The sequence below is a fragment of the Nonomuraea guangzhouensis genome (assembly GCF_019396345.1).
GTDB lineage: Bacteria > Actinomycetota > Actinomycetes > Streptosporangiales > Streptosporangiaceae > Nonomuraea > Nonomuraea guangzhouensis.
The window spans coordinates 41,305-65,224 of the sequence record NZ_JAHKRM010000034.1 but is presented as its reverse complement, the minus strand read 5'-3'; the positions used below and the strand labels follow the sequence as shown (position 1 = coordinate 65,224).

Annotated in this window: 26 protein-coding genes and 1 tRNA gene; 15 read left to right on the top strand and 12 right to left on the bottom strand. The window is 68.3% G+C overall.

Annotated features, from left to right (window positions below; all coding sequences use genetic code 11):
- Positions 1–254 precede the first annotated feature (254 nt).
- Together KME78_RS49730 and KME78_RS49725 are read left to right on the top strand one after the other, a co-directional pair.
- A complete protein-coding gene (locus tag KME78_RS49730; RefSeq protein ID WP_219537010.1) occupies positions 255–1,604 on the top strand; it encodes a hemolysin family protein in 1,350 nt (449 codons plus the stop codon).
- Positions 1,601–2,614 carry a hemolysin family protein gene (locus KME78_RS49725; RefSeq protein ID WP_219537009.1) on the top strand — a complete coding sequence of 338 codons (1,014 nt, stop codon included), beginning with the start codon at positions 1,601–1,603 and terminating at the stop codon, positions 2,612–2,614. Before KME78_RS49730 ends, KME78_RS49725 begins: the two co-directional genes overlap by 4 nt.
- A gap of 284 nt (positions 2,615–2,898) precedes the next feature.
- On the opposite strand, the gene KME78_RS49720 is transcribed toward KME78_RS49725, so the two are convergent.
- Positions 2,899–2,981 (bottom strand) — tRNA-Leu (locus KME78_RS49720).
- Positions 2,982–3,182: 201 nt separating this feature from the next.
- Here KME78_RS49720 and KME78_RS49715 point away from each other — a divergent pair.
- The 7 genes from KME78_RS49715 to pknB all read left to right on the top strand — a co-directional run bounded on the left by KME78_RS49715 (position 3,183) and on the right by pknB (position 11,924).
- Positions 3,183–3,923, top strand: coding sequence for an FHA domain-containing protein (locus KME78_RS49715; RefSeq protein ID WP_219537008.1), 741 nt, complete (start codon positions 3,183–3,185; stop codon positions 3,921–3,923).
- Between the two features lie 17 nt (positions 3,924–3,940).
- A complete protein-coding gene (locus KME78_RS49710) occupies positions 3,941–4,414 on the top strand; it encodes an FHA domain-containing protein FhaB/FipA (protein WP_219537007.1) in 474 nt (157 codons plus the stop codon).
- Positions 4,411–5,706, top strand: coding sequence for a Stp1/IreP family PP2C-type Ser/Thr phosphatase (locus KME78_RS49705; protein WP_219537006.1), 1,296 nt, complete (start codon positions 4,411–4,413; stop codon positions 5,704–5,706). The genes KME78_RS49710 and KME78_RS49705 overlap by 4 nt, the downstream gene beginning before the upstream one ends.
- Positions 5,707–7,095, top strand: coding sequence for an FtsW/RodA/SpoVE family cell cycle protein (locus tag KME78_RS49700; protein WP_219537005.1), 1,389 nt, complete (start codon positions 5,707–5,709; stop codon positions 7,093–7,095).
- Complete coding sequence (locus KME78_RS49695) at positions 7,092–8,555, top strand: peptidoglycan D,D-transpeptidase FtsI family protein (RefSeq protein WP_219537004.1); 1,464 nt, start codon at positions 7,092–7,094, stop codon at positions 8,553–8,555. The genes KME78_RS49700 and KME78_RS49695 overlap by 4 nt, the downstream gene beginning before the upstream one ends.
- Positions 8,556–8,576: 21 nt before the next feature.
- The gene (locus KME78_RS49690; protein ID WP_219537003.1) at positions 8,577–9,986 is read left to right on the top strand and encodes a serine/threonine-protein kinase; all 1,410 of its coding nucleotides are present in this window, start codon (positions 8,577–8,579) and stop codon (positions 9,984–9,986) included.
- An 84-nt stretch (positions 9,987–10,070) separates the two neighbouring features.
- Positions 10,071–11,924, top strand: coding sequence for a Stk1 family PASTA domain-containing Ser/Thr kinase (gene pknB / locus KME78_RS49685; RefSeq protein ID WP_219537002.1), 1,854 nt, complete (start codon positions 10,071–10,073; stop codon positions 11,922–11,924).
- A 147-nt stretch (positions 11,925–12,071) separates the two neighbouring features.
- Here the strand turns inward: pknB and KME78_RS49680 are convergent, their stop codons facing one another.
- From KME78_RS49680 to KME78_RS49670, 3 genes are read right to left on the bottom strand one after another with little or no spacing between them, the layout of a single operon-like run.
- Positions 12,072–12,644 carry an anthranilate synthase component II gene (locus KME78_RS49680; RefSeq protein WP_219537001.1) on the bottom strand — a complete coding sequence of 191 codons (573 nt, stop codon included), beginning with the start codon at positions 12,642–12,644 and terminating at the stop codon, positions 12,072–12,074.
- Positions 12,641–12,799, bottom strand: a complete 159-nt coding sequence (locus KME78_RS49675; protein ID WP_219537000.1) for a hypothetical protein — start codon at positions 12,797–12,799, stop codon at positions 12,641–12,643. Before KME78_RS49675 ends, KME78_RS49680 begins: the two co-directional genes overlap by 4 nt.
- A 1-nt stretch (position 12,800) precedes the next feature.
- Positions 12,801–13,406, bottom strand: coding sequence for a class E sortase (locus KME78_RS49670; protein ID WP_219536999.1), 606 nt, complete (start codon positions 13,404–13,406; stop codon positions 12,801–12,803).
- A gap of 143 nt (positions 13,407–13,549) precedes the next feature.
- Here KME78_RS49670 and KME78_RS49665 point away from each other — a divergent pair, with 143 nt between their 5' ends.
- Positions 13,550–13,795 (top strand): cell division protein CrgA, encoded by a 246-nt coding sequence (locus KME78_RS49665; RefSeq protein WP_219536998.1) that lies wholly within the window; start codon positions 13,550–13,552, stop codon positions 13,793–13,795.
- Positions 13,796–13,828: 33 nt separating this feature from the next.
- On the opposite strand, the gene KME78_RS49660 is transcribed toward KME78_RS49665, so the two are convergent.
- A complete protein-coding gene (locus tag KME78_RS49660) occupies positions 13,829–14,701 on the bottom strand; it encodes a rhomboid family intramembrane serine protease (RefSeq protein WP_219536997.1) in 873 nt (290 codons plus the stop codon).
- Positions 14,702–14,767: 66 nt separating this feature from the next.
- Entirely contained in the window at positions 14,768–15,304 is a 537-nt protein-coding gene (locus tag KME78_RS49655) for a peptidylprolyl isomerase (protein ID WP_443687884.1), read from the bottom strand.
- A 263-nt stretch (positions 15,305–15,567) separates the two neighbouring features.
- Here KME78_RS49655 and KME78_RS49650 point away from each other — a divergent pair, with 263 nt between their 5' ends.
- Both KME78_RS49650 and KME78_RS49645 read left to right on the top strand, forming a co-directional pair.
- The gene (locus KME78_RS49650) at positions 15,568–15,963 is read left to right on the top strand and encodes a hypothetical protein (RefSeq protein ID WP_219536995.1); all 396 of its coding nucleotides are present in this window, start codon (positions 15,568–15,570) and stop codon (positions 15,961–15,963) included.
- 95 nt (positions 15,964–16,058) lie between these two features.
- A complete protein-coding gene (locus KME78_RS49645) occupies positions 16,059–17,135 on the top strand; it encodes an Rv3169 family protein (RefSeq protein ID WP_219536994.1) in 1,077 nt (358 codons plus the stop codon).
- 48 nt (positions 17,136–17,183) lie between these two features.
- Here the strand turns inward: KME78_RS49645 and KME78_RS49640 are convergent, their stop codons facing one another.
- Positions 17,184–17,609 (bottom strand): hypothetical protein, encoded by a 426-nt coding sequence (locus KME78_RS49640; RefSeq protein ID WP_219536993.1) that lies wholly within the window; start codon positions 17,607–17,609, stop codon positions 17,184–17,186.
- A 123-nt stretch (positions 17,610–17,732) separates the two neighbouring features.
- On the opposite strand from KME78_RS49640, the gene KME78_RS49635 reads away from it, so the two are divergent.
- The 3 genes from KME78_RS49635 to KME78_RS49625 all read left to right on the top strand — a co-directional run bounded on the left by KME78_RS49635 (position 17,733) and on the right by KME78_RS49625 (position 20,537).
- Complete coding sequence (locus tag KME78_RS49635; protein ID WP_219536992.1) at positions 17,733–18,404, top strand: response regulator transcription factor; 672 nt, start codon at positions 17,733–17,735, stop codon at positions 18,402–18,404.
- A 128-nt stretch (positions 18,405–18,532) separates the two neighbouring features.
- On the top strand, positions 18,533–20,113 hold the full coding sequence (locus KME78_RS49630; protein WP_246653754.1) for an ATP-binding protein: 1,581 nt from the start codon (positions 18,533–18,535) through the stop codon (positions 20,111–20,113).
- 37 nt (positions 20,114–20,150) lie between these two features.
- The gene (locus KME78_RS49625; protein WP_219536991.1) at positions 20,151–20,537 is read left to right on the top strand and encodes a Rieske (2Fe-2S) protein; all 387 of its coding nucleotides are present in this window, start codon (positions 20,151–20,153) and stop codon (positions 20,535–20,537) included.
- Here KME78_RS49625 and KME78_RS49620 read toward each other — a convergent pair.
- From KME78_RS49620 to KME78_RS49600, 5 genes are all read right to left on the bottom strand, one after another.
- Complete coding sequence (locus KME78_RS49620; RefSeq protein ID WP_219536990.1) at positions 20,524–21,489, bottom strand: GNAT family N-acetyltransferase; 966 nt, start codon at positions 21,487–21,489, stop codon at positions 20,524–20,526. The two genes, KME78_RS49625 and KME78_RS49620, sit on opposite strands and share 14 nt — an antisense overlap.
- A 10-nt stretch (positions 21,490–21,499) precedes the next feature.
- Positions 21,500–21,898, bottom strand: a complete 399-nt coding sequence (locus KME78_RS49615) for a hypothetical protein (RefSeq protein WP_219536989.1) — start codon at positions 21,896–21,898, stop codon at positions 21,500–21,502.
- Positions 21,895–22,272: an SgcJ/EcaC family oxidoreductase gene (locus KME78_RS49610; protein WP_219536988.1), complete on the bottom strand. Its 378-nt coding sequence runs from the start codon at positions 22,270–22,272 to the stop codon at positions 21,895–21,897. Before KME78_RS49610 ends, KME78_RS49615 begins: the two co-directional genes overlap by 4 nt.
- A gap of 111 nt (positions 22,273–22,383) precedes the next feature.
- On the bottom strand, positions 22,384–22,998 hold the full coding sequence (locus KME78_RS49605; protein ID WP_219536987.1) for a PadR family transcriptional regulator: 615 nt from the start codon (positions 22,996–22,998) through the stop codon (positions 22,384–22,386).
- 64 nt (positions 22,999–23,062) lie between these two features.
- Positions 23,063–23,869, bottom strand: coding sequence for an MBL fold metallo-hydrolase (locus KME78_RS49600; RefSeq protein ID WP_219536986.1), 807 nt, complete (start codon positions 23,867–23,869; stop codon positions 23,063–23,065).
- Between the last annotated feature and the right edge of the window lie 51 nt (positions 23,870–23,920).

Sequence of the window (23,920 nt, the reverse complement as noted above, 5' to 3'; positions counted from 1 at the left end):
TCTTTCCCCTTCGGTTGTCATAGACGCTACGTCCAACCCCCCACCAGTGAAGACGTCTCACCAAGGTTTTCCCACGGAAAAGTACGCAGAACTAGCGGAGCGTCACTTCGGAAACATTGCTGCCAACCCCATCGTTACGGTTTATGGACTTCCGCCATCGAAGGGATGATCGTGTCCGCCCCGGACCCATGGAATATTCGCCCGTGCACACGCACGGGATCCCCTGAGACCTCATTTTTTCGGAGCTCACCACGGTGAGCGCGTATCTCGGGCTGTTGGCCCTCTTCCTGCTCACTGCCGCGACCGGCTACTTCGTCGCGCAGGAGTTCGCCTTCGTGGCCGCCGACCGGGGCCTCCTGCGTGAGCAGGCCGCCGCCGGCGATCCGGCCGCGGAGAAGGCGCTCCAGGTAACCTCCCGCCTCTCCTTCATGCTCTCCGGCGCGCAGCTCGGCATCACCGTCACCGCGCTGCTGGTCGGGTTCCTGGCCGAGCCCGCCATCGCGACGATCGTCGGCCCATGGCTGACGGACACCGGTCTGCCCGAGGGGGTGGTCACCGGCCTGTCCGTGGCCATCGGGGTGTTCGTCGCGACCGTCGTACAGATGGTCTTCGGCGAGTTGGCGCCCAAGAATCTCGGCATCGCCCGTCCGGAGCCCGTCGCCAAGTTCCTCGCCGGATCGACGCTGGCCTACCTCGCCGTGGTCGGCCCGGTGGTCCGGCTGTTCGACTCGGCGGCCACGGGCCTGCTCAGGCGGGTCGGCATCGAGCCCGTCGAGGAGGTGGAGCACGGCGCGACCCCCGAGGAGCTCTCGCGGATCATCGCCGAGTCCACCCTCGCGGGCGAGCTGCCCCCGCGCCTGTCGGAGCTGCTGGAGCGGGCGCTGGAGTTCGGCGACCGCACCGCGGAGGAGATCATGGTCCCGCGCCCGCGCGTGGTCGTGGTCCGCGACTCGCAGCCGGTCTCCGACCTCGTGGAGGTCATCCGCGAGTGCGGCCACTCCCGCTACCCGGTGCTCGGCGCCGACGGCGACGTGGTGGGCGTGACGGGCGTGCGCGAGCTGATCACCTCCGGTCTCGACGACGGCCCGATCATCGGCATCACCCACCCCGCGGTGCTGGTGCCCGACTCGCTGCCGCTGCCCGCCGTACTGAACGAGATGCGCTCGTCCAAGGACGACCTCGTCTGCGTCATCGACGAGTACGGCGGCCTGGCCGGCGTCATCACCGTCGAGGACCTGGCGGAGGAGCTGGTCGGCGAGCTCATCGACGAGAACGACCCGGAGCCCGACGGCGCCGTCGAGCAGCCGGGCGGCATCTGGGAGGTGCCGGGCCGGCTCAGGCTCGACGAGGTCGAGCGGGCCACCGGCGTCTCACTGCCCGAGAGCGACGACTACGACACGCTCGCCGGCCTGGTCCTCGCCAAACTGGGCCGCATGCCCGACCTTGGCGACACCGTGACCGTGCCCGTCATTCCGGAAATGGACCCGTTCACCGAGGACGACCAGGAGGAGCACCTGGCCGAACTCACCGTCCTGTCACTCAACCGCCGCGTGCCCGAAAGAGTACGACTCGCACCGGTCCAGCACGCGGAGGCGACCCGATGACGATGATCCTGATCAGCCTGGTCCTCCTGCTACTGAACGCCCTGTTCGTGGCAGCGGAGTTCGCCTTCGTCTCCGCCAAGCGCCACCGCCTGGAGGAGATGGCCGCCAACGGCAACCGCCTGGTCCGCATCGCCGCGAAGTCAGCGGTAGGCGGCGGCCGACGCCTCTCCCTGATGCTGGCCGGCGCCCAACTGGGCATCACCCTCTGCACACTGGGCCTGGGCCAGGTAACAGAGCCGGCGATCGAACACTTCCTGGAACCGGTCTTCGCCGCGGTAGGCATCCCAGAGTCGATGCGCATGCCAATCGCCCTGACCATCGCCCTGGCCTTGGTCACCTTCCTCCACATGGTGGTAGGCGAAATGGCCCCCAAGTCCTGGGCACTGACTCACCCAGAACGAGCGGCCCTCCTCCTGACGCTGCCCTTCCGCAGCTTCACCTGGCTGATGCGCCCTCTGCTCTCGACCCTCAACGGCCTGACCAACGTGATCCTCCGCCTCTTCGGCGTAAGCCCAAGAGACGAACTGGCCACAACAAGAACCCCCCGCCAGCTAGCCATGCTGGTAGGCGAATCAGGCCGCATGGGCCTCCTGGACAGAGAAGAACACGACCTACTCACAAGAGCCCTACGCCTACAGGCAGAAGGCATAGAACGCCTCATGGTCCCGGTAGACCGTTTCGTCACCGTCCCACCATCGGCCAACGCCAAAGAGATCAGACAAGCAGCAGCGGAGAGCGGCCACCTAAGGCTCCTGGTAGGCGCTACAGACGACGTACAAGGCGTCCTCCACGCCCGAGACGCCCTGGTCCACCCCGACCGCACAGCGGCAGACCTGGCCCGCCCAGTCCCCAAGCTGCCCTGCGTAACCCAAGCCCCCGAAGCGGTAACAGCACTGCAGGAGGCCCACGCCCACCTAGCCCTGGTAACACAGGGAAGCAAGATCATCGGCATGGTAAGCCTGACCGACCTACTCAACGAGCTCCTAGACACCCGAGCAATAGCCGCCTAGCCCCACCAGTGTGGCCAAAAACACACACCCGGCCGGAAAGCAATCCGAAAGCGATCTGCAACCGGCCGGCCCTACTCTTCCCAAAATCAAGAAGCCCCGGCTCTTGCGAACCGGGGCACTCTTCGCCAGTGTAGGTCTGCCAAAGAAGCAAAGTCTCATAAGAAAGATCAACCCCCAGCGGGTCTAATGCTGGGGGTCCGGGGGTCATCCCCCGGTGTAAACGACGAGGGGACCGAGGGAAGCGATCCCGTGAGGGTCGCGACCATGGGTCCCCTGTCACCGAGTGGGCGAGGAGGGATTTGAACCCTCACGTCCTTTCGGACACACGGACCTGAACCGTGCGCGTCTGCCGTTCCGCCACCCGCCCTTGTGGGTGCGGAGAAACAGTAGCACGGAACAGCCGCTGGTACTGAACCCGGATACGATCGCATAAGACACGGGAGCGGAGGAGCTGGGCGCGACAGCTGACGAGCGCCGGGACCACCCGCGACGTGGGACGAGCGGAGGCCAGGCGCGGTGAGCGCGTCCGGTGGCCGCGATCATATGCACGGAGGAAGGGAGGTACCCGGTGGGAGTCCTTCAGCGCTTCGAGCGAAGGCTCGAAGGCTTGGTTGAGGGGGCCTTTGCGCGGGCGTTCAAATCTGACCTTCAGCCGGTCGAGGTCGCCAGCGCGGTTCAGCGGGAGATGGATGAGCGCGCGGCTATCGTCGCTCAAGGTCGGACGCTCGTGCCCAACGACTTCGTGGTTGAACTGTCCACGACCGACAGCGAGCGGCTTGAGGTCTATGCCGACAGCATCAGCCACGAGCTGGCCAACCTCGCCAGGGAGTACGCCAAAGAACAGGGCTACTCCTTCGTGGGACCGGTCCGGGTCCGTTTCGAGACCGCCGCCGACCTGGCAGTGGGGTTGTTCCGCATCAGGTCGGGGGTCATCCGCGGCGCCACTGTGGAGCAGGACGAGATTCGCCAGCCGGCGAGTGATCTGCCACCATCCAGGCCCAATGCCTTCAACGGGCGGCCCCGGCTGCTCGTGTCCACTCAGGACGATCCGCAGGGCGACCGCTCCTACGAGCTCACCACTCCGGTGACCTTGCTGGGCAGGGGCACCGACTGCGATCTTCGTCTTGTCGACCCCGGCGTCTCTCGCCACCACGCGGAGATCCGCGTCGAGGGTCAGCAAGTCGCCCTAGTCGATCTCGGATCGACGAACGGCACATTCGTCAATGGCCAGCCGGTACGCAGAGTCGAGCTCCAGAACGGCACGCGAGTGACCCTGGGGCGCACGACTCTGGTGTTCCGGCGCGATTAGGGGTAGACAAGCGGTCCATGTCCGAGCTCACGCTGCTGCTGATCCGGCTCGCCTTCCTGGCGGTGCTGTGGTTCTTCGTCATTGCCGCAGTCGGCGTGATCCGGACTGACTTGTTCGGATCACGTACGGCCCCCGCGGGTCCACGCAAGGGTGGCATCAAGCCCACCAAACCGGCGGCTAAGCCGAAGAATAAGAAGGGCGAGCCACGCCAGCTCGTTGTGACGGGTGGCCCGCTGCAAGGCACCACCATTAATCTCACGGAGACGCCCATCAGCATTGGCCGGGCCAACGACGCCACGCTGGTAGTCACAGACGACTACGCTTCCAGTCGGCATGCCCGGCTCTTCCCTCAGGACGGTCAGTGGATCGTGGAAGATCTCGGTTCGACCAACGGCACGTACCTCGACCGCTCAAAAGTCACCCGCCCGACCCCGGTGCCGCTCGGTGTTCCGATCCGCGTCGGCAAGACAGTCATTGAATTGCGCAAATGACCATCGCACTCCGCTACGCCGCCCGCTCGGACGTCGGCCTCCTCCGCGAAGGGAACGAGGACTCGGCGTACGCAAGCGGCCGCCTGCTAGCCGTCGCCGACGGTATGGGCGGACACGCACACGGTGAGGTGGCGAGTTCTGTCGCCATCGCCGCAATGGCCTCTCTCGAAGAGGCTCAACAGGGTGGTGACCTGCTCAACGCCATCGAGGCAGCGGTACGCGACGCCAACCGCAAGCTGCACGAGATGGTGGGGCGGGATCCCAGCCTCAAGGGCATGGGCACCACGCTGACCGCCATGTTCTGGCACGGCACCTCGGTGGCCCTGGTGCATGTCGGCGACTCGCGCGCCTACCTGCTCAGACGCGGGGAGCTCTACCAGATCACCCACGATCACACACTGGTGCAGCAGCTGGTCGACGACGGGCGCATCACACCGGAGGAGGCGGCGACGCACCCGCAGCGCTCGATCCTGCTGCGGGCGCTCGACGGGAGCGGCGAGGTCGATCCCGATCTCACGTTGCGCGAAGCGCAGGTGGGCGACCGCTATCTCCTCTGCTCCGACGGGCTGTCCGGAGTGGTGAGCGCGGAGACACTGCACGCCACTCTGACGAACATCGACGACCCGGAAGAGGTCGTGCGCCAGCTCATCGACCTGGCCAACAGAGGCGGCGGGCCCGACAACATCACCTGCGTGCTGGCAGACGTGGTGGAGCTCACCGACGGGCAGCAGGTGCCCGCCGAGGTGGCGATCGTCGGGGCGGCGGGCATGAACCGCCTGCGGCACGACGCTCCCGACACCTCGCCGGGACGGGCCGGTGCGGTGACCGCGCCCCAGCCGGTGCTGACCGACGACGACTTCGAGGATTCGGGCCCACAGTCGGCCCGGCGGCCGGTCAAACGACGCCGGGTGTGGCCCCTGCTGGTCTCGGTGCTGGGTGTGGCCGTCGTCGCCATCGGCGTCGGCGGCTATTTCGGCTGGCAGTGGACTCAGGACCAGTTCTTCGTCGGCGCCAAGGGCGACGAGGTGGTCGTGTTCCGGGGCATCCGCCAGGAGGTGGGGCCGTTCCAGTTCTTCTCGGTCGCGCAGCACACCGGCAAGCCGCTCTCCCAGCTCTCCGACCCCGACCAGGCGCTGGTCAAGGGCGGCATCGACGTCAAGACCGTGGCGGAGGGCGTGACCCGCATCAACGGTTTCAAGGCCACGGCCGAGCCGACGGAGCAGAAGGCCACCCCGAGCGCGAGCGCCTCAGCCACCCCGAGCACGACGAAGACGAAGGCGAAGCCGCAGTAGATGAGTGAAGTGGCGGAAGCACCTGTCCTGATGCCGGCCAAGCGGCGGGGCGCCCAGCTGGCGATGCTGGCGTTCGCGGTCGTGATCGTCATGGGCGCCTATGCCAACGTCGGGCTGGCTCTCGACGGCGCGATCCCCTCGGGCATGCTGACGTACGGCCTGGGGCTGGGCGGGTTCATGCTGGCCGCCTATCTGGTGCTCACCAAGTTCGCGCCGTGGGCCGACCCCTTGATCCTCCCGCTGGTCACGGTGGTCAACGGCATCGGCCTGGTGATGATCTACCGGATCGAGGCTTCTGGCGCGAGAGGCACCGGCGGCGCGTCCGCCACCAACCAGCTGATCATGACCGGCGCGGGAGTGGTCCTGTTCGCCATCACGCTGGTCGTGCTCCGCGACCACCGTACGCTGCAGCGCCTGACCTATACCGCGGGCTTCGCCGGGCTGTTCCTGCTGATCTCCCCGCTGATTCCCGGGCTGGGCAAGAGCGTCAACGGCGCCACCATCTGGATCGGCTTCGGCCCCGCCATCATCCAGCCCGCGGAGCTGGCCAAGATCGCTCTGGTCGTCTTCTTCGCCGGCTACCTCGTGGCCAAGCGCGACGTGCTGGCCCTGGCCGGCCGCCGGCTGCTCTTCATCGACCTGCCGCGCGCCCGCGACCTCGGACCGGTGCTCATCACCTGGGCGGTCAGCCTGGGCGTGCTCGTGCTGCAGAAGGACCTGGGCTCCTCCCTGCTGCTGTTCGGCACGTTCATCGTGATGCTGTACATCGCCACCCAGCGCACCTCCTGGGTGCTGATCGGCATCCTGCTGTTCGTCGGCGGCGCGTTCCTGGCCAGCCAGGTCTTCGACCACGTGCACGCCCGCATCGAGGTCTGGCTCGACCCCGGAAACGCCGAGTTCTTCAACCGCGAGCTCGGCGGCAGCGCGCAGCTCATGCAGGGCCTGTTCGCAATGGGCGCGGGCGGCATCCTCGGCACCGGCCTCGGCCAGGGCCACCCTTACCTCATCCCGCTGTCGTTCTCCGACTTCATCTTCACCGCGACCGGCGAGGAACTCGGTCTGACCGGCCTGATGGCGCTGCTCATGGTCTACGCGCTGATCGTGCAGCGGGGGCTGCGCACCGCGCTCGCGGCCCGCGACCCCTTCTCCAAGCTGCTGGCGGGCGGCCTGTCGTTCATCCTGGCCTGGCAGGTGTTCATCATCGTCGGCGGCGTGACGAACCTCATTCCCCTGACCGGCCTGGTCACCCCGTTCATGTCCCAGGGTGGCTCGGCATTGCTCGCTAACTGGATCCTTATCGCACTATTGGTACGCATGTCAGACTCGGCACGGCGACCTCCGCCCCAGGCGATCCAGAACGAGGGAATGACGCAGGTGTTCCAGCGATGAACGGCACTCTGAAGCGTGCGGCCGTGGCCTGCCTGGCCATGTTCGCGCTTCTGATGATCAACGTGAACTACGTGCAGGCCGTAAAAGCGGAGCAATACAGCGGAGACTCCCGCAACCAGCGCAACTACTACGCGCGCTACGCCGTGGAGCGCGGTCGCATCACCGCCGGCGGCAAGGTGATCCTGGCGCAGTCGGTGGAGAAGAAGGAAGGCGACTTCCGCTTCCTCAGGGAATATCCCGACGGCAAGCTCTACGCGCACGTCACCGGCTTCTTCTCGCCGGAGAGCGAGTCCAACATCGAGCGGTACGAGAACAAACTGCTCGACGGCTCCAGCTCCGACCTGCTGCTGCGCCGGAGCATCGACCTGTTCACCGGTGATCCCACCAGGGGCGCCAACGTCGACGTGACGATCAACCCCAAAGCCCAGAAGGCGGCCTACGACGCGCTGCGCGAGAGCGGCAAGCGCGGCGCGGCCGTCGCGCTCGACCCGAAGACCGGGGCGATCCTGGCAATGGTGTCGCTGCCCACCTACGACCCGGCCGAGCTGTCGAGCACCGACAAGGGCAAGGTGTTCCCCCGCTATGACGAGCTGGCCAAGGACAAGAATCAGCCGCTGCTCAACCGCAACATCGACCGCACCTACCCGCCCGGCTCCACCTTCAAAGTAGTGACCGCGGCGGCGTACCTGGAGGACGACTCCAGCCGCGGCGGACAGACGGTCGTGGACGCCCCGCAGCGCCTTCCGCTGCCCGGCACCAACATCAGCCTGCCCAACTACGGCGGCGCGGCCTGCGGCGCCGGGCAGGTCCCGCTGGTCTACGCGCTGGAGAAGTCCTGCAACACGCCGTTCGCCAAGATCGCCATGGAGCTCGGCTACGACAAGATGAAGGAGCAGGCGGAGAAGTTCGGCATGGGGACGCAGATCGGCATCCCCATGTCGGTGGCGCAGAGCTCCTTCGGCAAGGAGGAGGACAAGGCGGCCCTCGCCATGGCCTCCATCGGCCAGCGCAGCAACCAGATGACGCCGCTGCAGATGGCCATGATCGCCGCGGGCATCGCCAACGACGGCAAGGTCATGAAGCCGTACCTGGTCAACAAGATCACTGACTCCAAGGGCGACTCGGTCGAGGACGCCAAGCCGGAGGAGTTGTCGGAGGCGGTCAGCTCCGAGACGGCGGGCAAGCTGCGCGAGATGATGGTCAGCGTCGTCAACAACGGCACCGCCAACCTGGCGCAGATCCCCGGCGTCGAGGTGGCGGGCAAGACCGGCACCGCGGAGACGGCCGACAAGCAGCCGCCGCACGCCTGGTTCATCAGCTTCGCGCCGGCCAATGACCCGAAGGTCGCGGTCGCGATCATCGTCGAGTCCGGTGCCGCCAACGTCGGCGCCGAGGCGACGGGCGGCCACACCGCCGCGCCGATCGGCAAAGCCATCATGGAGGCGGTGCTGAACAAGTGATGACCGCTACGCTGCTGGATCATGCGGCTCGGTAACCGCTACCTTCTGCTCTCCCGCATCGCCTCGGGCGGTATGGGGGACGTCTGGCGTGCCCGGGACGAGCTGCTCGGCCGCGAGGTCGCCGTCAAGGTGCTGCGCAGCCACATCCAGGCCGACCCCACCTTCCGCAGCCGCTTCCGCAACGAGGCCAGGATCACGGCCGCCCTGGGCGACTCCGGCATCGCGCAGATCTTCGACTACGGCGAGCAGAGCGACCTGGCCTACCTGGTGATGGAGCTGGTGCACGGCGAGCCGCTGTCCGCCATCCTGGCCCGCAACGGCGCGCTCGGCCCCGAAGTGGCGCTCGACGTGGTGCACCAGACGGCCAAGGCGCTGCACGCCGCCCACTCGGCGGGGGTCATCCACCGCGACATCAAGCCGGGCAACCTGCTCGTCACCTCCGAGGGCACCATCAAGGTGACCGACTTCGGCATCGCCCGCGCCGTGGAGGCGGCTCCGGTGACGCTGACGGGCACCGTGCTCGGCACCGCCCAATACGTCAGCCCGGAGCAGGCGCAGGGTCTGCCGCTCACCCCCTCGACCGACCTCTACTCGCTGGGCGTGGTGGCCTACGAGTGCCTGTCGGGGCGTACGCCGTTCCAGGCCGAGGGCCAGGTGGCGATCGCGCTCATGCACCTCAACGAGCCGCCGCCACCGCTCGGCGCCGACGTGCCCACGGCGGTGCGCGAGCTGGTCATGACGCTGCTGATCAAGGACCCGCGGCACCGGCCGGCCTCGGCGATGGACGTCGCCGACCGCGCCCACATGCTGCGCCAGTCGCTGGCCGGCCACAGATCGGCCACCGAGCTCAGCATGCTCACCGACCCGGCGGGCTTCCGGGTGCGGCAGCCGCAGACCGAACACACCACCGACAACTTCGGCGGCTCGGCGGGCGAGCCTTACGGCACGGCGTCCGCGCTGCCCGCCGACCACGCGGCGACGATGCACGCGCCGCCCCCCGGCTCGATCACCCGACCGCGCCGTCGCAGGGGCAGGCTGACGATGGCGCTGGTCGCCAGCGCGGGATGCGCCGCCGCCGTCGGGCTCGGCGCCTTGACGTTCATGGACCGCGACGCGGTGCCCGCCCCGCCCAGCGTGGCCGACCCGTCGGAGTCGGCGAGCCAGGCTCCGACCTCGAAGTCTCCGCGGGCCAGACCTCATACTCGACGACCGCCGGTGATTACGGTGAAGTCGAAGAGGCCGGTACCCTCACGGTCGGCTACGGTAAGCGTGTCGGCAAGTCCAACGAAGAAGCCAACCCCCAAGCCGACGCCGACCACCCGGACACCGACTCCCACACCAACCCCAACGCCCACCACGACACCGAAAAGTCCGACACCAAGCACTTCGCCTGACCCCGGGGTAACAAACCCGCCGAAGGAGAAGACGTGATGGGCCACGGGGTCGATGATGGACACCGGCGTCCCCCCCGAGCAGGCCGGTACCCAAGATGAACGGTAAGGGACAGTGCAGGAAATGACTCAGCCTCGGCGACTCGGAGGTCGCTACGAGCTCGACGGCGTCGTCGGGCGCGGCGGCATGGCCGAGGTCTATCGCGCCCGAGACATCCGGCTGGACCGCATAGTCGCGATCAAGACTCTCCGCTCGGATTTGGCGCGCGATCACACCTTCCAGGCCCGTTTCCGGCGTGAGGCGCAGTCCGCGGCTTCGCTGAACCACCCCGCCGTCGTCGCGGTCTACGACACCGGCGAGGACGTCAGCGAGGGCGCCCCCGTGCCCTACATCGTGATGGAGTACGTCGACGGCAGGACGCTGCGCGACCTGTTGAGGGCCGACCGCCGGCTGCTGCCGGAGCGGGCGGCCGAGCTCGTCGACGGCATCCTGCGGGCGCTCGACTACAGCCACCGCGGCGGCATCGTCCACCGCGACATCAAGCCCGCCAACGTCATGATCACCCGCAACGGCGACGTCAAGGTGATGGACTTCGGCATCGCCCGCGCGATGGCCGACTCGGCCGCGACGATGACGCAGACCGCGCAGGTGATAGGGACCGCCCAATACCTGTCGCCCGAGCAGGCCCGCGGCGAGCGGGTCGACGCCCGCAGCGACATCTACTCCACCGGTTGCGTGTTCTACGAACTGCTCACCGGTCAGCCGCCGTTCACCGGCGACTCCCCCGTGGCGATCGCCTACCAGCACGTGCGTGAGGAGCCGATCCCGCCGTCGCAGATCGACCCCGAGATCCCCGCGTGGTGCGACGCGATCGTGCTGAAGGCCATGGCCAAGGACCCCGCGCATCGCTATCAGAACGCGGGCGAGATGCGGGCCGACATCCAGCGGGCGATGTCCGGCCAGCCGGTCGACGCCCAGACGATGGCGATGACCAGCAACTACGGCGCGGGCACCCGCATGATGACGGCCACCCAGGCCGCCACCGGCCCGGCCACTCAGGGCACCCGCGCGGTCCCGCCGTACGAGTACGACGACGGGCACACCGGCCGTGGCGGCCGACGGCGGGCGTCCAACAGCGGCGGCAACCAGGCGCTCAAGACCGCGGCCTGGATCATCGTCCCGCTGCTGATCATCGGGGCGTTCATCGGCATCGGTTACGCGGTGTTCAGCAGCGGCGGCGACAAGCCCACCGGGGGGATCAAGATCCCCGCGCTCTCCACACAGAACTGGAAGGCCGCCCAGGCCCAGCTCACCGCTCTGGGCCTGACGCCCGAGGTGGTGCAGGAGGCCAACGCCGAATTCGACAAGGGCACGGTGATCAAGACTGATCCCGCCCAGGACACCGAGGTGGCGAAGGGCTCGACGGTCAAACTGATCGTGTCCAAGGGGCCGCCGAAGGTGAAGGTTCCCGAGGGGCTCGTCGGCGCCACGACCGAGGAAGCCACCAAGATCCTTGAGGAAGCCGGGCTGACCAGCTCGATCAAGACCAAGATCTCCAGCAAGCCGCAGGACAAGGTCATCGAGACCGACCCCAAGGCCGGCGAGGAGGTCGACAAGGACGGCACGGTCATCCTCTACGTGCCCAAGGCTCTTTCCGACATCCCCAGCGTGATCGGCCTGACCCAGCAGGAGGCCATCAAGACGCTCAAGGGAGCGGGCTTCAAGTGGAAGGTGGACCAGCAGTCGAGCGACCAGCCGCAGGGCACGGTCGTCCAGCAGAGCCCCGAAGCCGGCGCCAAGGTCAACCCCGGCACCACCGTGACGATCGTGGTGTCCACGGGTCCCGAGCAGCAGCCGACGGAGCAGCCACAGCCGACGGACCAGCCCACGGACGACCCGCAGCAGCCTACGGACGAGCCAACGGACGACACACAGCCGACCGACGACTCACCGATCGACGACGGCGACCTGGGCTGACCCCCTAGCCGCCCGCCAGGGCCGCCCTCCCGCACCGGGAGGGCGGCCCTGGCGTTTGTCAGGGGTGGGAACGTCAAAGAGCGCCCCCGCCGCTCGGGGGCAACGGCGGGGACGCTCATCTGTCTGTCGTACGGCGGCGGGCGAGTGTTACACGATCCCGCGCAGCCAGTTGCCGAGCAGTTGGTGGCCATGCTCCGACAGCACCGACTCGGGATGGAACTGCACACCCTCGATGGGCGCCGTACGGTGCCTCAGGCCCATGATGACGCCGTCGGCGGTGTGCGCGGTCACGTCGAGCTCGGCGGGCACCGTGTCGGGCCGTACGGCCAGCGAGTGGTAGCGGGTCATCCGCACCGGCGAGGGGAGCCCGGCGAACACCCCGAGCCCGTCGTGCGACACCGCGCTGGTCCGGCCGTGGACGAGCTCCGGCGCCCGCGACACGGTGGCACCGTAGGCCAGGCCGATCGCCTGGTGCCCGAGGCAGACCCCGAGCAGCGGCAGGCCACGCAGGGCCGCGTGACGCACCAGGGGGACGCTCACGCCCGCCGCCTCAGGCGTGCCGGGGCCCGGGCTCACCAGGACGCCGTCGAAGCCGTCGGCGTCGCCCACGCGGACGTCGTCGCGCGGGCGCACCTCGCACGTGGCGCCCAGCTCGCGCAGGTATTGGACGATGGTGTGGACGAAACTGTCATGGTTGTCCACGACCAGCACACGGGTCATTTCCGAACGGTCACCTCGTCGAGCGTCACCACGGGTTCGAGAAGCGGGAACACGGCATACCAGAGTACGGCCACCGCCGCGGCGACCAGCAGGGCGGCCGCCAGCAGCTTGGCACCCGTGCCGCCCGGCAGGCCGCGCCAGAGCCATCCGTACATGTCATTCCTTCCTGAGTTCGGTGTTCTTCAGCACGCCGGACACGATGAGCCGCTGGGCGGCGGAGTATTCGGGGTGGCAGGTCGACAGTGTGATGAAGGCTCTGGTGGGCCTGGCATCGGGCTTGCCGGGCACCGGGCTGAGCACGTCGACCTCGTCGGGTTCCACGATGTGCTGCGCGGTCACCCGGTAGGTGTAGCGGGCCTCAGCGGTGTCGATGATGATCTCGTCGTCGCGTTTGAGCTGGTCGATCCGGTTGAACGGCGCCAGATACGTGGTCCGATGCCCAGATACGACGAAATTTCCGATCTGTCCGGGGAGGGCGGTGCCGGGGTAGTGGCCCGGGCCCTTCTTCAGATGCTCGGTGTCCACGCCCTCCACCACGGCGTAGTGGTAGTCGCGCCCGAACCTCGGGATGCGCAGCATGGCCACGGCTTGGCCCAACTCGATCTTCGGGAGCACATGTCTCTCGCCCAGCTCCTGCTGCAACTGCACTTGCATGCGCTGGGTGTAGACGCCCGTCCCCCAGAGCAGGTAGGCGCAGAACAGCAACAGGATCAGGCCCGCGGTGATGGTCAGCTCCCCCGCGGCCCGCAGCACGGCCCTCACTCACTCAGCGTAAGCGCGCCCCAACCCGATGCCCGGGGATCGCCATCTCGTGCGCGTGGCGACTATCCTGGGCACGCTTCAACTACGCTCAACGAATAGCCTGCGGACAATCCGGATGCCCAGGCGCCCAGCAGGAGTTTCCAGTGCCCAAGTCCAAGGCTCGCAAGAAGGCGGTTTACACGCCGCCGCAGAAGTCCCAGCAGGTCACGGTCAGCCCCCGCTGGCTGGCGCCCACCATGGTGGTGTCGTGGATCATCGGCATCCTGTGGATAGCCGTCTACTACGTGGCTCCCGGGGCGCCCTTCATCGGCGATCTCCACAACTGGAATCTGCTGATCGGGTTTGTTTTCATCATCTTCGGGGTGGTGCTTTCCACCCGCTGGCGTTAGTTTTTTCCACAGTTTTTCCACACCCTGGGGAAGTCAGCCCGCGACGCCGCTCAGGATGGCCGAGGATCTGACGGCCACGAGCACGACGAGGATGGCCAGCGCTCCCACGACCGTCAGCACCTGCCAGAGGGTCCTGTTGCTCTTGGGAGCGTAGGCCAGGGCCCCGGCGAGGGCTGATCCGGTGATGAGTCCGCCGATGTGGCCGGTCCAGCTGATGCCTGGGACCACGAAAGTGATCACTAGGTTGATCACGATCAGCACGGCGATGCCGCGTACGTCCATGTTCAGCCTGCGCCCCAGGACGAACACGGCGCCGAACAGGCCGAAGATCGCCCCTGACGCGCCCACCGTGAAGTGGTTGAGCGGGTCCAGCCAGTAGCCGAGCACCGAGCCGCCCAGCGCGCTGATCAGGTAGATGCCCAGGTAGCGGGTGTGCCCGAAGGCCCGCTCCAGATAGGGGCCGACGACGTAGAGCGCCCAGCAGTTGAACAGGATGTGGAACACCCCGCCGTGCACGAACGCCGAGGTGATCAGCCGGTAATACTCCTCCTGCGCGACGACCTCGTACGGCCGCATGGCCAGCGCGCTGGTGACCGTCTCGCCCGTCAGGTATTGGGCGCCGAAGACGAGCACGTTGAGGGCCAGCAGCGCCCACGTCACGTATGGGGTGTCGACCACGCTGCCGCCGAAGGCCGACCGCGCCTGCCGTAGCCCTCGATTGCCCTCGGCCACGCACTCGGGGCACTGGAAGCCCACGGCGGCGTCGCGCATGCAGTCGGGGCAGATGGGGCGCTCACAGCGCTGGCAACGGACCCAGGTCTCTTTCCCCGGATGCCGGTAGCACGTCGGCACGGCCTCCGCGGGCTGCTCGGGCTGCGGGGGCGGGCTGGGCGGCTGGCTGGTCATGACCGCAGCCTACGGCCTGCGCGACACTGCCGCGCTAGCCCGTGCAGCCCGCCCCGTGCGCTCTGGTCAGCCCTGGACGCGGTCGATCGTGACCGACTCCAGGACCACCTCGTCGATCGGCTTGTCGCGCTGGCCGGTCGGCGTCTTGGCGATCGCGTCGACGATGTCCTGGCCCTCGATCACCTCGCCGAAGATGGTGTGCTTGCCGTTGAGATGCGGCGTGGGCACCACCGTGACGAAGAACTGCGAACCGTTGGTGCCCTTGCCGAACCGGATGCCGGCATTGGCCATGGCCAGCAGGTAAGGGCGGTTGAAGTAGAGATCCGGGTGGATCTCGTCGTCGAAGTCGTAGCCCGGGCCGCCGATGCCCTCACCCAGCGGGTCGCCGCCCTGGATCATGAAGCCGGGGATCACCCGGTGGAAGATCGTGCCGTCGTAGTAACGGCCGGTGCTCCTCTCGCCGGTGCCCGGGTGGGTCCACTCACGGCCGCCTTCGGCGAGCTCGACGAAGTTGCGGACCGTCTTGGGAGCCTGGTTCGGGAAGAGTTCTATCTTGATATTTCCGCGATTTGTCTGCAGGTTTGCGATCAGTTTCTCGGCCACGAGATAGCAGCCCCCCTCTATGCACAAGGTTGGTTTTGCGGTGATTCGATGACGACGGCCGTAGGCCTCGGGAGCCATCCTGCCATGGACGGCCATGATTGAGCCGCTCCGCTACGGGCAGGTCAGGCTCGGGGCCCCATCAAGCAGGGGAGGTTGTTGTGTCCCTGACACGGAGAAATCGCCGCGTGGTCATCGTAGTCCCACCCACGTGGATGGGCCGTATGAAGGCCCGGGCCGTGCGAACCGGCCGGCAAATGGCGCCGATGGCGGATCAGGCCAAGGTGGTCACCGCCCAGCGCATCGAGGATGCCCGCTACTGGGCGGCACCGAGGCTCGAGGAGGCCGCGCATCGGGTCGAGGATCAGCTCGCTCCCAAGGTCAGCGCCATGCTGGCCACCGCGGCCGACAAGATCGATCCCACGCCGCGCAGGTCGCGGCAGTGGCCGGTCATGATCCTGATGACGGGTCTCGCTGTGGGCACGATCGGTTATTTGTTCTACCGGCGTAACGCCCAGCAGTGGACCGAGCACATGAAGGACTCGGCCGCGGACGCGTCGCGCTGGGCCGGCGACACGGCGGACAAGGCCGCGGGCGCCACCGAAGGGATGGCGTCCACGGTGTCCGACAAGGCGGACGAGACATCGCGCAAGATGTCATGATCCGCACGAAGGCGCGCCCCTCGCTCGATCGAGCGGGGGGCGCACTTCGCGTTCCTTGTTGACTCCTATACCAAGCGCTTGCTACAACGAGCGGCATGGCGCTGTCCCCGCTCGACGACTACCCCATCCACCAGGCGGCCCAGGTCATGCGGCACGTGGCGACCTCCGACCGCAACTTCTACGACCGCTACTACTTCAACTGCCACGCGGGCACCGACGAGCTCATGCTGCTCGTCGGCGCCGGCCAGTACCCGAACCTGGGCGTCACCGACGCCTTCGCCTGCGTCCGCTACGGGAACCTGCACCGCGTCGTCCGGGCCTCGCGCGAACTCGGCGCCGACCGGATGAACACCGAGATCGGCCCGTTCCAGGTGAAGGTCATCGAAGGGCTCAAACGACTCCAGATCATCCTGGAGCCCAACGAGCATGGCCTGTCCTTCGATCTCACCTGGGAGGGCACGATCCCGGCGACGCTCGAGCCACGGCACTTCGTCCGCTGGCAGGAGCGGGTCATCTTCGACTCCATCCGGCTGGCGCAGACCGGGCTCTGGTCCGGCCACATCCGCATCGACGACGTGGACATACCGGTCACCCCGGACCGATGGCAGGGCGCCCGCGACCGGTCCTGGGGCATCAGGCCCGTCGGCGAGCCCGAGCCGCCGGGCATCCAGACGAAGAACGCGGGCACCTTCTACTGGCTGTACGCGCCCATGAGGTTCGACGACCATGCGATCCTCTGCATCGTCCAGGAGGACGAGAAGGGCCGCCGGGTGCTGGAGGAGGCCACCCGGGTCTGGTCCGACGGGCGCGAGGAGGAGTACCTGGGCCGGCCCGAGTACCACCCCGTCTACGCCCCCGGCACCCGTGACGTCGTCGAGGCCACGATCACGTTCTCACCGCCGGGCGGCAAGGCGTTCGACGTGCGCTGCACACCCGTGCTGCCGGTCCACCTCATGGTCGGCACCGGTTACGGCCTGGAGCCGGACTGGAAGCACGGGATGTACCAGGGTCCCGGGCCGGTCGTGCAGGGCGTCACGTACACGCTGCCTGACGACGCGGCCAAGATGTGGGGGATGGTCGACGCCGTGGGCCGTTTCGAGTACGACGGGCTCGTGGGGCACGGCCTGTTCGAGTACTGGGCGCTGGGGCCGCACCCGTCGTTCGCCGAGTGAGTGCGCGCCCGCCGTACACCCCCGGTGCTACGGCGGGCGCGGCCTCACCTACTTCGACTCACACTTGACGCTGAGCGTCTCGAGCGGTGTGCCGCTCTGGGTGGTGAGCCTCTCCAGCTTCACGGCGCCGCCGGTCGGCTCGGCGGCGGTGAACCCCTTATCGTCGGCGGGGGTGGCGGGCATGGCCGGGACCGCCTCCAAGACCTCCCCCTTCGTGAGCTCCTTGATCTCGATCTGGCCGTCGTCGGTGCGGGTGACCGCGATCCCCTCAGGCGCCGCCGCCTTCGACACCTCATCGGGCGCCGCCACGGCCTTCGCCCGCGCGAATTCGATGGATTTGCCGTCGCTCGTGGTACACGTCACCTTGGCGCCCGGGACCGTCGACGGAGCCTCGTCGGCCATCGCGGAGCCGCCCAGGGCCGTGAGCACGAGCACGCCCACCGCACCGAGTACCGCGAGACGTCGCTTGAACATGGAATCTCCTTGCTGGAAACGATCGGACGCCCCGAGCCTGGCCCGCCGTACCTGAAGTGATCCTGAAGACAGCCGAAACGATCTTCAGGTTGGCTTTAGGTGGCGTGCGGCACTCTGGCCGGTGTGCGAGTGCTACTGGTGGAGGACGAGCAGCGGCTGGCCGATCTGGTCAAGGGTGGCCTGGCCGGTGAGGGGTTCGCCGTCGACGTGGCCTATGACGGGCGCGACGGGCTCTGGATGGCCTCGGAGAACACGTACGACGTGATCGTGCTCGACGTGATGCTGCCCAGGCTGAACGGCTACACGGTGTGTTCCCGATTACGCGAGGCCGGCAACTGGACGCCGATCATGATGCTCACCGCCAAGGACGGCATCTACGACGAGGCCGAGGCGCTCGACACGGGCGCGGACGACTACCTGGCCAAGCCGTTCTCGTACGTGGTGCTGCTGGCCAGGCTGCGCGCACTGGTACGGAGGGGCGGACACGAGCGGCCGGTGACGATCACGGTCGGCGACCTGGTCGTCGATCCGGCCGGGTTACGCTGCCGCCGGGGAGAGGTGCAGATCGCGCTGACGCCGAAGGAGTTCGCGGTGCTTCATGGGCTGGCGCGGCGGGCCGGTGAGGTGGTGTCCAAGAGCGAACTGCTGGCGCAGGCGTGGGACTTCGCGTATGACGGCGATCCGAACATCGTGGAGGTGTACATCAGCGCGCTACGCCGGAAGATCGACCATCCGTTCGGCAGGACGACCTTGGTGACGGTGCGTGGCGCCGGGTATCGGCTGGAGGCGGCATGACCTCGTGGCTTTCGGGGCGGATCCGGCTTTCAAGGCTGGCTCGGCTGGCTTCAGGACGGGATCGCGGGGCTTCGCGGTGGAGGCGGCTGACGGGGCGGGTTGGTGAGCGGCTCGCGGGGCGGCTGCCGATGGGGCTGGCGTCGGTGCGGCTGCGCGCGACCGCGGCGGCGACGCTGGTGGTGGCCGTGGCGCTGGGGCTGGCGGCCCTCGTGCTGGTGATGGCGTTGCGGGGCAGCCTGCGGAGCAGCGCGGACGAGGAGGCGGCCAGGAAGGCCGTGGCCGCGGCGCCGTACGCGCAGACCATCGCACTGAGCACCGAACCGCGCCAGGGCGCGACCGGCCTGGCGCGCACGTCCGGCGAACTCACGACGACCGATTTCGTCCGCGCCTGCAGGGCACCCGCCACGACCCGCAAGGTCCGCCCGTCCAGCGACACCGCCACGACCGATCCAGTCCGCAAGCCCGGCGAACCCGCCACGACCGGCAAGGGCCCCACGCCCGATCCCGCCACGACCAGCAAGGTCCGCCCGTCCGGCGAACCCACTGCGACCAGCAAGGTCCATACGTCTGATGGGCCCACCGTGACCGGCCCGGCCCGCCCCTGCGGCGAACCCGCCACGGCCGGCAAGGTCCGCAGCTACAGCGACATGCTGACCGGGCGGACGGCAGACGCGGATGGTGTGGTGCGGATGGCCGATCTGGATGTCATGATCACGGCCACGCGGGCGGTGCCGGTGGGGAGCTGGGCGGAGGATGACGCGTTCGCCGTCGCCGGCATGCCCGTGTCGACGTCCACCGGGTCGGGGATGCTCTGGGCCAGGGCCTCGCTCGCCGGTGCCGACCAGGCGCTGGCGACGCTCAACGGTGCCCTCCTGCCCGGCGTGCCCGCGCTGCTGCTCGTGGTGGCGGGCATGACCTGGTTCTCGGTCGGCCGCACGCTCGCCCCGGTCGCGGCCATCAGGGCCAAGGTGGCCGACATCACGGCCCGCGACCTGCACCAGCGGGTGCCCGTACCCCGGTCGGGCGACGAGATCGCCGCCCTGGCGACCACCGTGAACGGTACGCTCGACCGGCTGGAGACGGCCGTCGAGACGCACAAGCGGTTCGTCGCCGACGCGGCGCACGAGCTGCGCAGCCCGATCGCCACGCTGCGGGCCCGACTGGAGCTGGCCGAACCGACCGAGCTGACCGCCGAGGCGCTCGCCGACGTGGACCGTCTCCAGTCGCTGGCCGCCGACCTGCTCCTGCTGGCCAAGCTCGACGCGGGTGAGCCGCTGCGTACGGGCGACCTCGATCTCGGCCAGGTCGCGGCGGAGGAGTCGCTGCGCATCAAGCGGCGGCCGGAGCTGCGGATGGAGCTGGACGTCGAGCCCGACGTGGTCTTCCAGGGGTCGCGCGCGCACCTGGCCCGCCTGGTGACCAACTTGGTGGACAACGCGGTACGGCACGCCGCGACATTCGTACGGGTGCGGGTGCACGGGGAGGACGGCCAGGCCGTGCTCCGCGTGCTCGACGACGGGCCGGGGATCCCGGAGGGGGAGCGGGAGGCGGTGTTCGACCGGTTCACCAGGCTGGACGAGGCGCGGGCCAGGGATGTCGGCGGCGCCGGGCTCGGACTGCCGATCGCGCGGGACATCGCATCGCTGCACGGCGGCACGCTCATAGCCGAAGAAGGCGGATTTATCGCAAGATTTCCTCTGAACCACTAGCCACATCTCAGCGTGTGGATAGTTGAAGGAGGCAATCATGCTCACACGTCGTGCACTGATCACCCGAGGTGGCGCCGCGGGCGCGGCAGGAGTCGTTTTCCTGTGGACACAGCCCGCCGAGGCGGAAGAGGAGGCCGCCGGTCCGGTTCTGGCCAGCGCCAAGAGCATCCCGGTCGGCAAGGGAAAGATCGTTAAGGGCAAGTACGTGATCACCCAACCGAAGAAGGGCGTCTTCAAGTGCTTCAGCGCCGTATGCACCCACCAGGGCTGCACGGTGGCCAGCGTCAGCGGCGGCAAGATCCATTGCCCGTGTCACGGTAGCCAGTTCAGCGCCACCACGGGCAAGGTGGTCCGTGGCCCGGCCAAGCGTGCGCTCGCCCCCAAGAAGATCAAGCTGGTGAAGGGCAAGATCACGCTGGCCTGATCGTCAGCGAGTACGCCGTAGCGCGCTGGTAGACCTCGAACCCGGCGCGGGTGTAGACGCCGACAGCTCCCGTGGGGTTGTCGGCGTCGACACTCAGGCCCGCCCGGTCGTACCCCTGCTCCTTGAACGCGGTGAGCGCGTGCGCGATCAGGCCGGCCGCCACACCCTTGCCGCGCCACTCCCGCAGCGTGCCGATGATGTCGATCCAGGCCGTACGCACGCCGGTCGCGGCCGTTGCCGCCTCATGGTGATGGGTCATCACGATGGCGACCGCCTCGTCCCCCGCGCGGGCCACGAAGGACGATTCGGGCTGGAAGCCGTGGCTGCCGGTGATGTTGTGCCGCCAGCTCTCCGCGGTGTGCGGCCCGCTGCCCCAGTGGTCGCGGAACGACTCGTTGCGCACCCGCCGGGCGTCCTCCTCCAATTCCGGCGTGTACGTGACGAAGTCAATCCCATCGGGCACCCGCACCTGGGGCGGCTCCCCCGACAGGTCACGACGCATCTGGGCGAACCAGCGCGTGGCGGCGAACCCCTTGCGTTCGAGCAGCGCCGCCGCCGCGGTGTTCTCCTGCAGGATGCCGGTCTGCAGCTCCAGCCCCTTGCCGGGGTGGGCCCGCTCATGCAGCTCCGGCGCCGCCTCGATCGCCCAGTCGAGAACCCGCCCACCATGTCCCCGCCCGCGGAAGGCGGGGTGGACTCCGGCGCGGAGGAACATCGCGTGCACGCCGTCCCGCACCCCCTTGACCGGCAGGTAACCGTAGGCGATCAGCCGCTGCCCGTCCCTGGCCGCGAGCGTGCCCTCGGCCAGGTCGAGCAGCGGGTTCGCCAGGTGTCCGATGACGTCTTCGAGGCTGAAGTGCTCGCTGGTCCGGTCCTCGGCCTCGATGGCGGCGGCCAGCTCGGCGAGGGGCCCGGCGTCGTCCTTGTTCAGGGGTGCCCATTCCAGGCTCATGGGCGGCAGCCTAAGCGAGGCGTATGGAGCAGCCCAAGTCCTTTCCTATCCGGGCGAGCCCCTTGGCGAAGCTCTCGCGAGTGGCGTCGTCGAAGCCGATGAAGAACCGGTTCGCCAGTGGTACGGCCCAGCGCATCCACTCCGCGACGTTGTAGACCTGGTGGACGACGAGGGTGCCCTGCGGGTGCCTTGAATGCCACCATTCGCCCCGATACCACCAGCCGCCCTGGTAGGCGATCGAGCGGTCGGTGACCTCGACGGTCGAGGTGTGGCCCGGCTGGTCCTCGACGGTGAACCGGCCCTCTCCAGGCACGCCGTGGGGTAGCAGGTTCTTGACCAGCGCCTCGCGCACCCGCTCGGGCGGCGCCTCGACCACCCCGGACGCCTCGGCCAGCAGTGCTCGCTTCATGGCCGGCCCACCCGGGTGTTCTGGAACGAGGCGAAGCGCCAGCCGCCGGGCGTGCTGACGGCGGTGAAGGTGACGATCGAATCGCGGCTCGGGTCGGGCCGCCCGTCGACGGTCGAGCCGCCACCGGAGATCACCAGCGCGGCTCCGTCCCCCAGCGGCTTGATGAACGGCTCGCCACCGCCTCCGGTCAGCTTGATGGGACTCTGGAACAGCTGCCGATGGGTGACCTCGATGGCCTCCCGGCCCTGGAGGTGCAGGCCGAAGAAGGTGATGTAGTCGGCGTCCTCGGTGAACAGCTCGGCATAGGCCGTGGCGTCGCCGGAGTTCCAGGCTTCGGCGAGCCTGGTGAGAAGGTCCTTGATCTCGGTGGACATGGCACAGCTCCTGTCGTCGCGGCGCCTATCCTGAGACTGCGAGTCCTGGACAGGGCAGGCGCCTTGTTCGGATTTCCGGCCGCTGGGGTGTTGGCGCACCCCGGCGGCCACTCAACTTTCCAGCACTTGACTTTCCAGCGCTTGCTCCATCAGCGACCGCCTGACCGTGCCCGTCCAGTCGAGCTCGCCCTTGTCCAGCCGGTCGAGCAGGTCGCGCAGCCAGGCCAGCTCGGCCTTGTAGAGAGCCTGCTCGCATTCCAGCTTGAGCATGAGCATCTCCGGCAGGCCGCTGTCGGCCATCGCCCGCCGGTGCGCGTCGATCCCGCTGATCGTCCCCTCGACGGAGGCCGTACGCGTGCGTAGCGCCCGCTTGGCGTCGGGCACCTCCAGCGCGCCGAGCAGGGACACGGCGGCCACCAGCGTGCGCCGGTCGGGGTCCGGCTGCTCCACCAGCCTGCACAGCCTCGTCGCCAGCTCCTGGCGGCCGTCGTCGGTGATCTCGTAGACCGTCCGCTCGGGCCGGCGGCCTTCGCGGTCGGTCTTCGCGGGCACGATCAGCTCGTCCTTGGCCAGGCGTTCGACCGCGTGGTAGAGGCTGCGCGGCAGCCCGGTCACGTAGTCCTTGTGCGTGTCGATGATGAAGCGGTGCAGCTCGTACGGGTGGCTGGCACGTACCGAGAGCATGGCGAGCACTGTCAGCCCCACCAGGTCATGGCGTCGTGCCATGATGCCTCCTTCTATAGTGCAATATGCAATATAGAAGGGGGCAGCACGGCTGTCCAGGCTTCGGCTACGCCAGCTGGCTGTCGAGCTGCAGGAAGGCCCGTTCGATGGCCTGCCTGGCGACGTCCTCCGGGTACGGGAAACGGGTGATGAGGTCGCGCAGGCCCTCCACGTGCGCCCGCGTGGCGAGCTCGGCCACGGCGACCAGCTCGGCCTGCTGGGCGAGGGCGAAGGCACGATCGACCACCGCGCCGTGCCCCGGCACGATCACCTGCTCGGGCAGCTCGGCCAGCATCGCGGCGACCGTGACGGGCCAGTCGAGTGGGTAGGAGTCACTGAAGGCCGGCGGCGCGCCCTCTTCGATCAGGTCACCGGCGAACACCACCCCGGCGTCGGGCACGTGCGCGACGATGTCGTTGCTGCTGTGGCCGAGACCGAAGTGGCGCAGGTGCACGGCCCGGCCGCCGATGTCGAGCGTGGCCGTGGAGGTGAACGTGTGGTCAGGCGCGACGATCTCCACCTCTTCCAGCTCCGCCCGCCGGTCCGCGGGCAGGAGCTCGATCCACGTCGCCCGCTGCTGCTCGCCGTGCAGCTCGATCTCCTCGGCACACCTGGAGTGACCCCAGATCTCGCCCGGCAGGAACATCGCGTTGCCGAAGTAGTGGTCGAAGTGGGAGTGGGTGTTGACGACCGTCCATGGGCTGGTGGTGATCCGCCTGATCGCCTCGATCAGGTCGGTGGCCTCGCGGTGGGAGACGCGCGTGTCGAGCACTAAGCAGTGGTCGTCTCCGACGATCAGGCCGACGTTCATGTCGAATGACTTGTGGCGCCGGACGTAGACCCGGTCGCCGATTTCCCGCCACTGCTCGTTCATCGCTCGATCCTGAATCTCATGTCGGGACGCTGCTAGAACTCTACTTAGGAA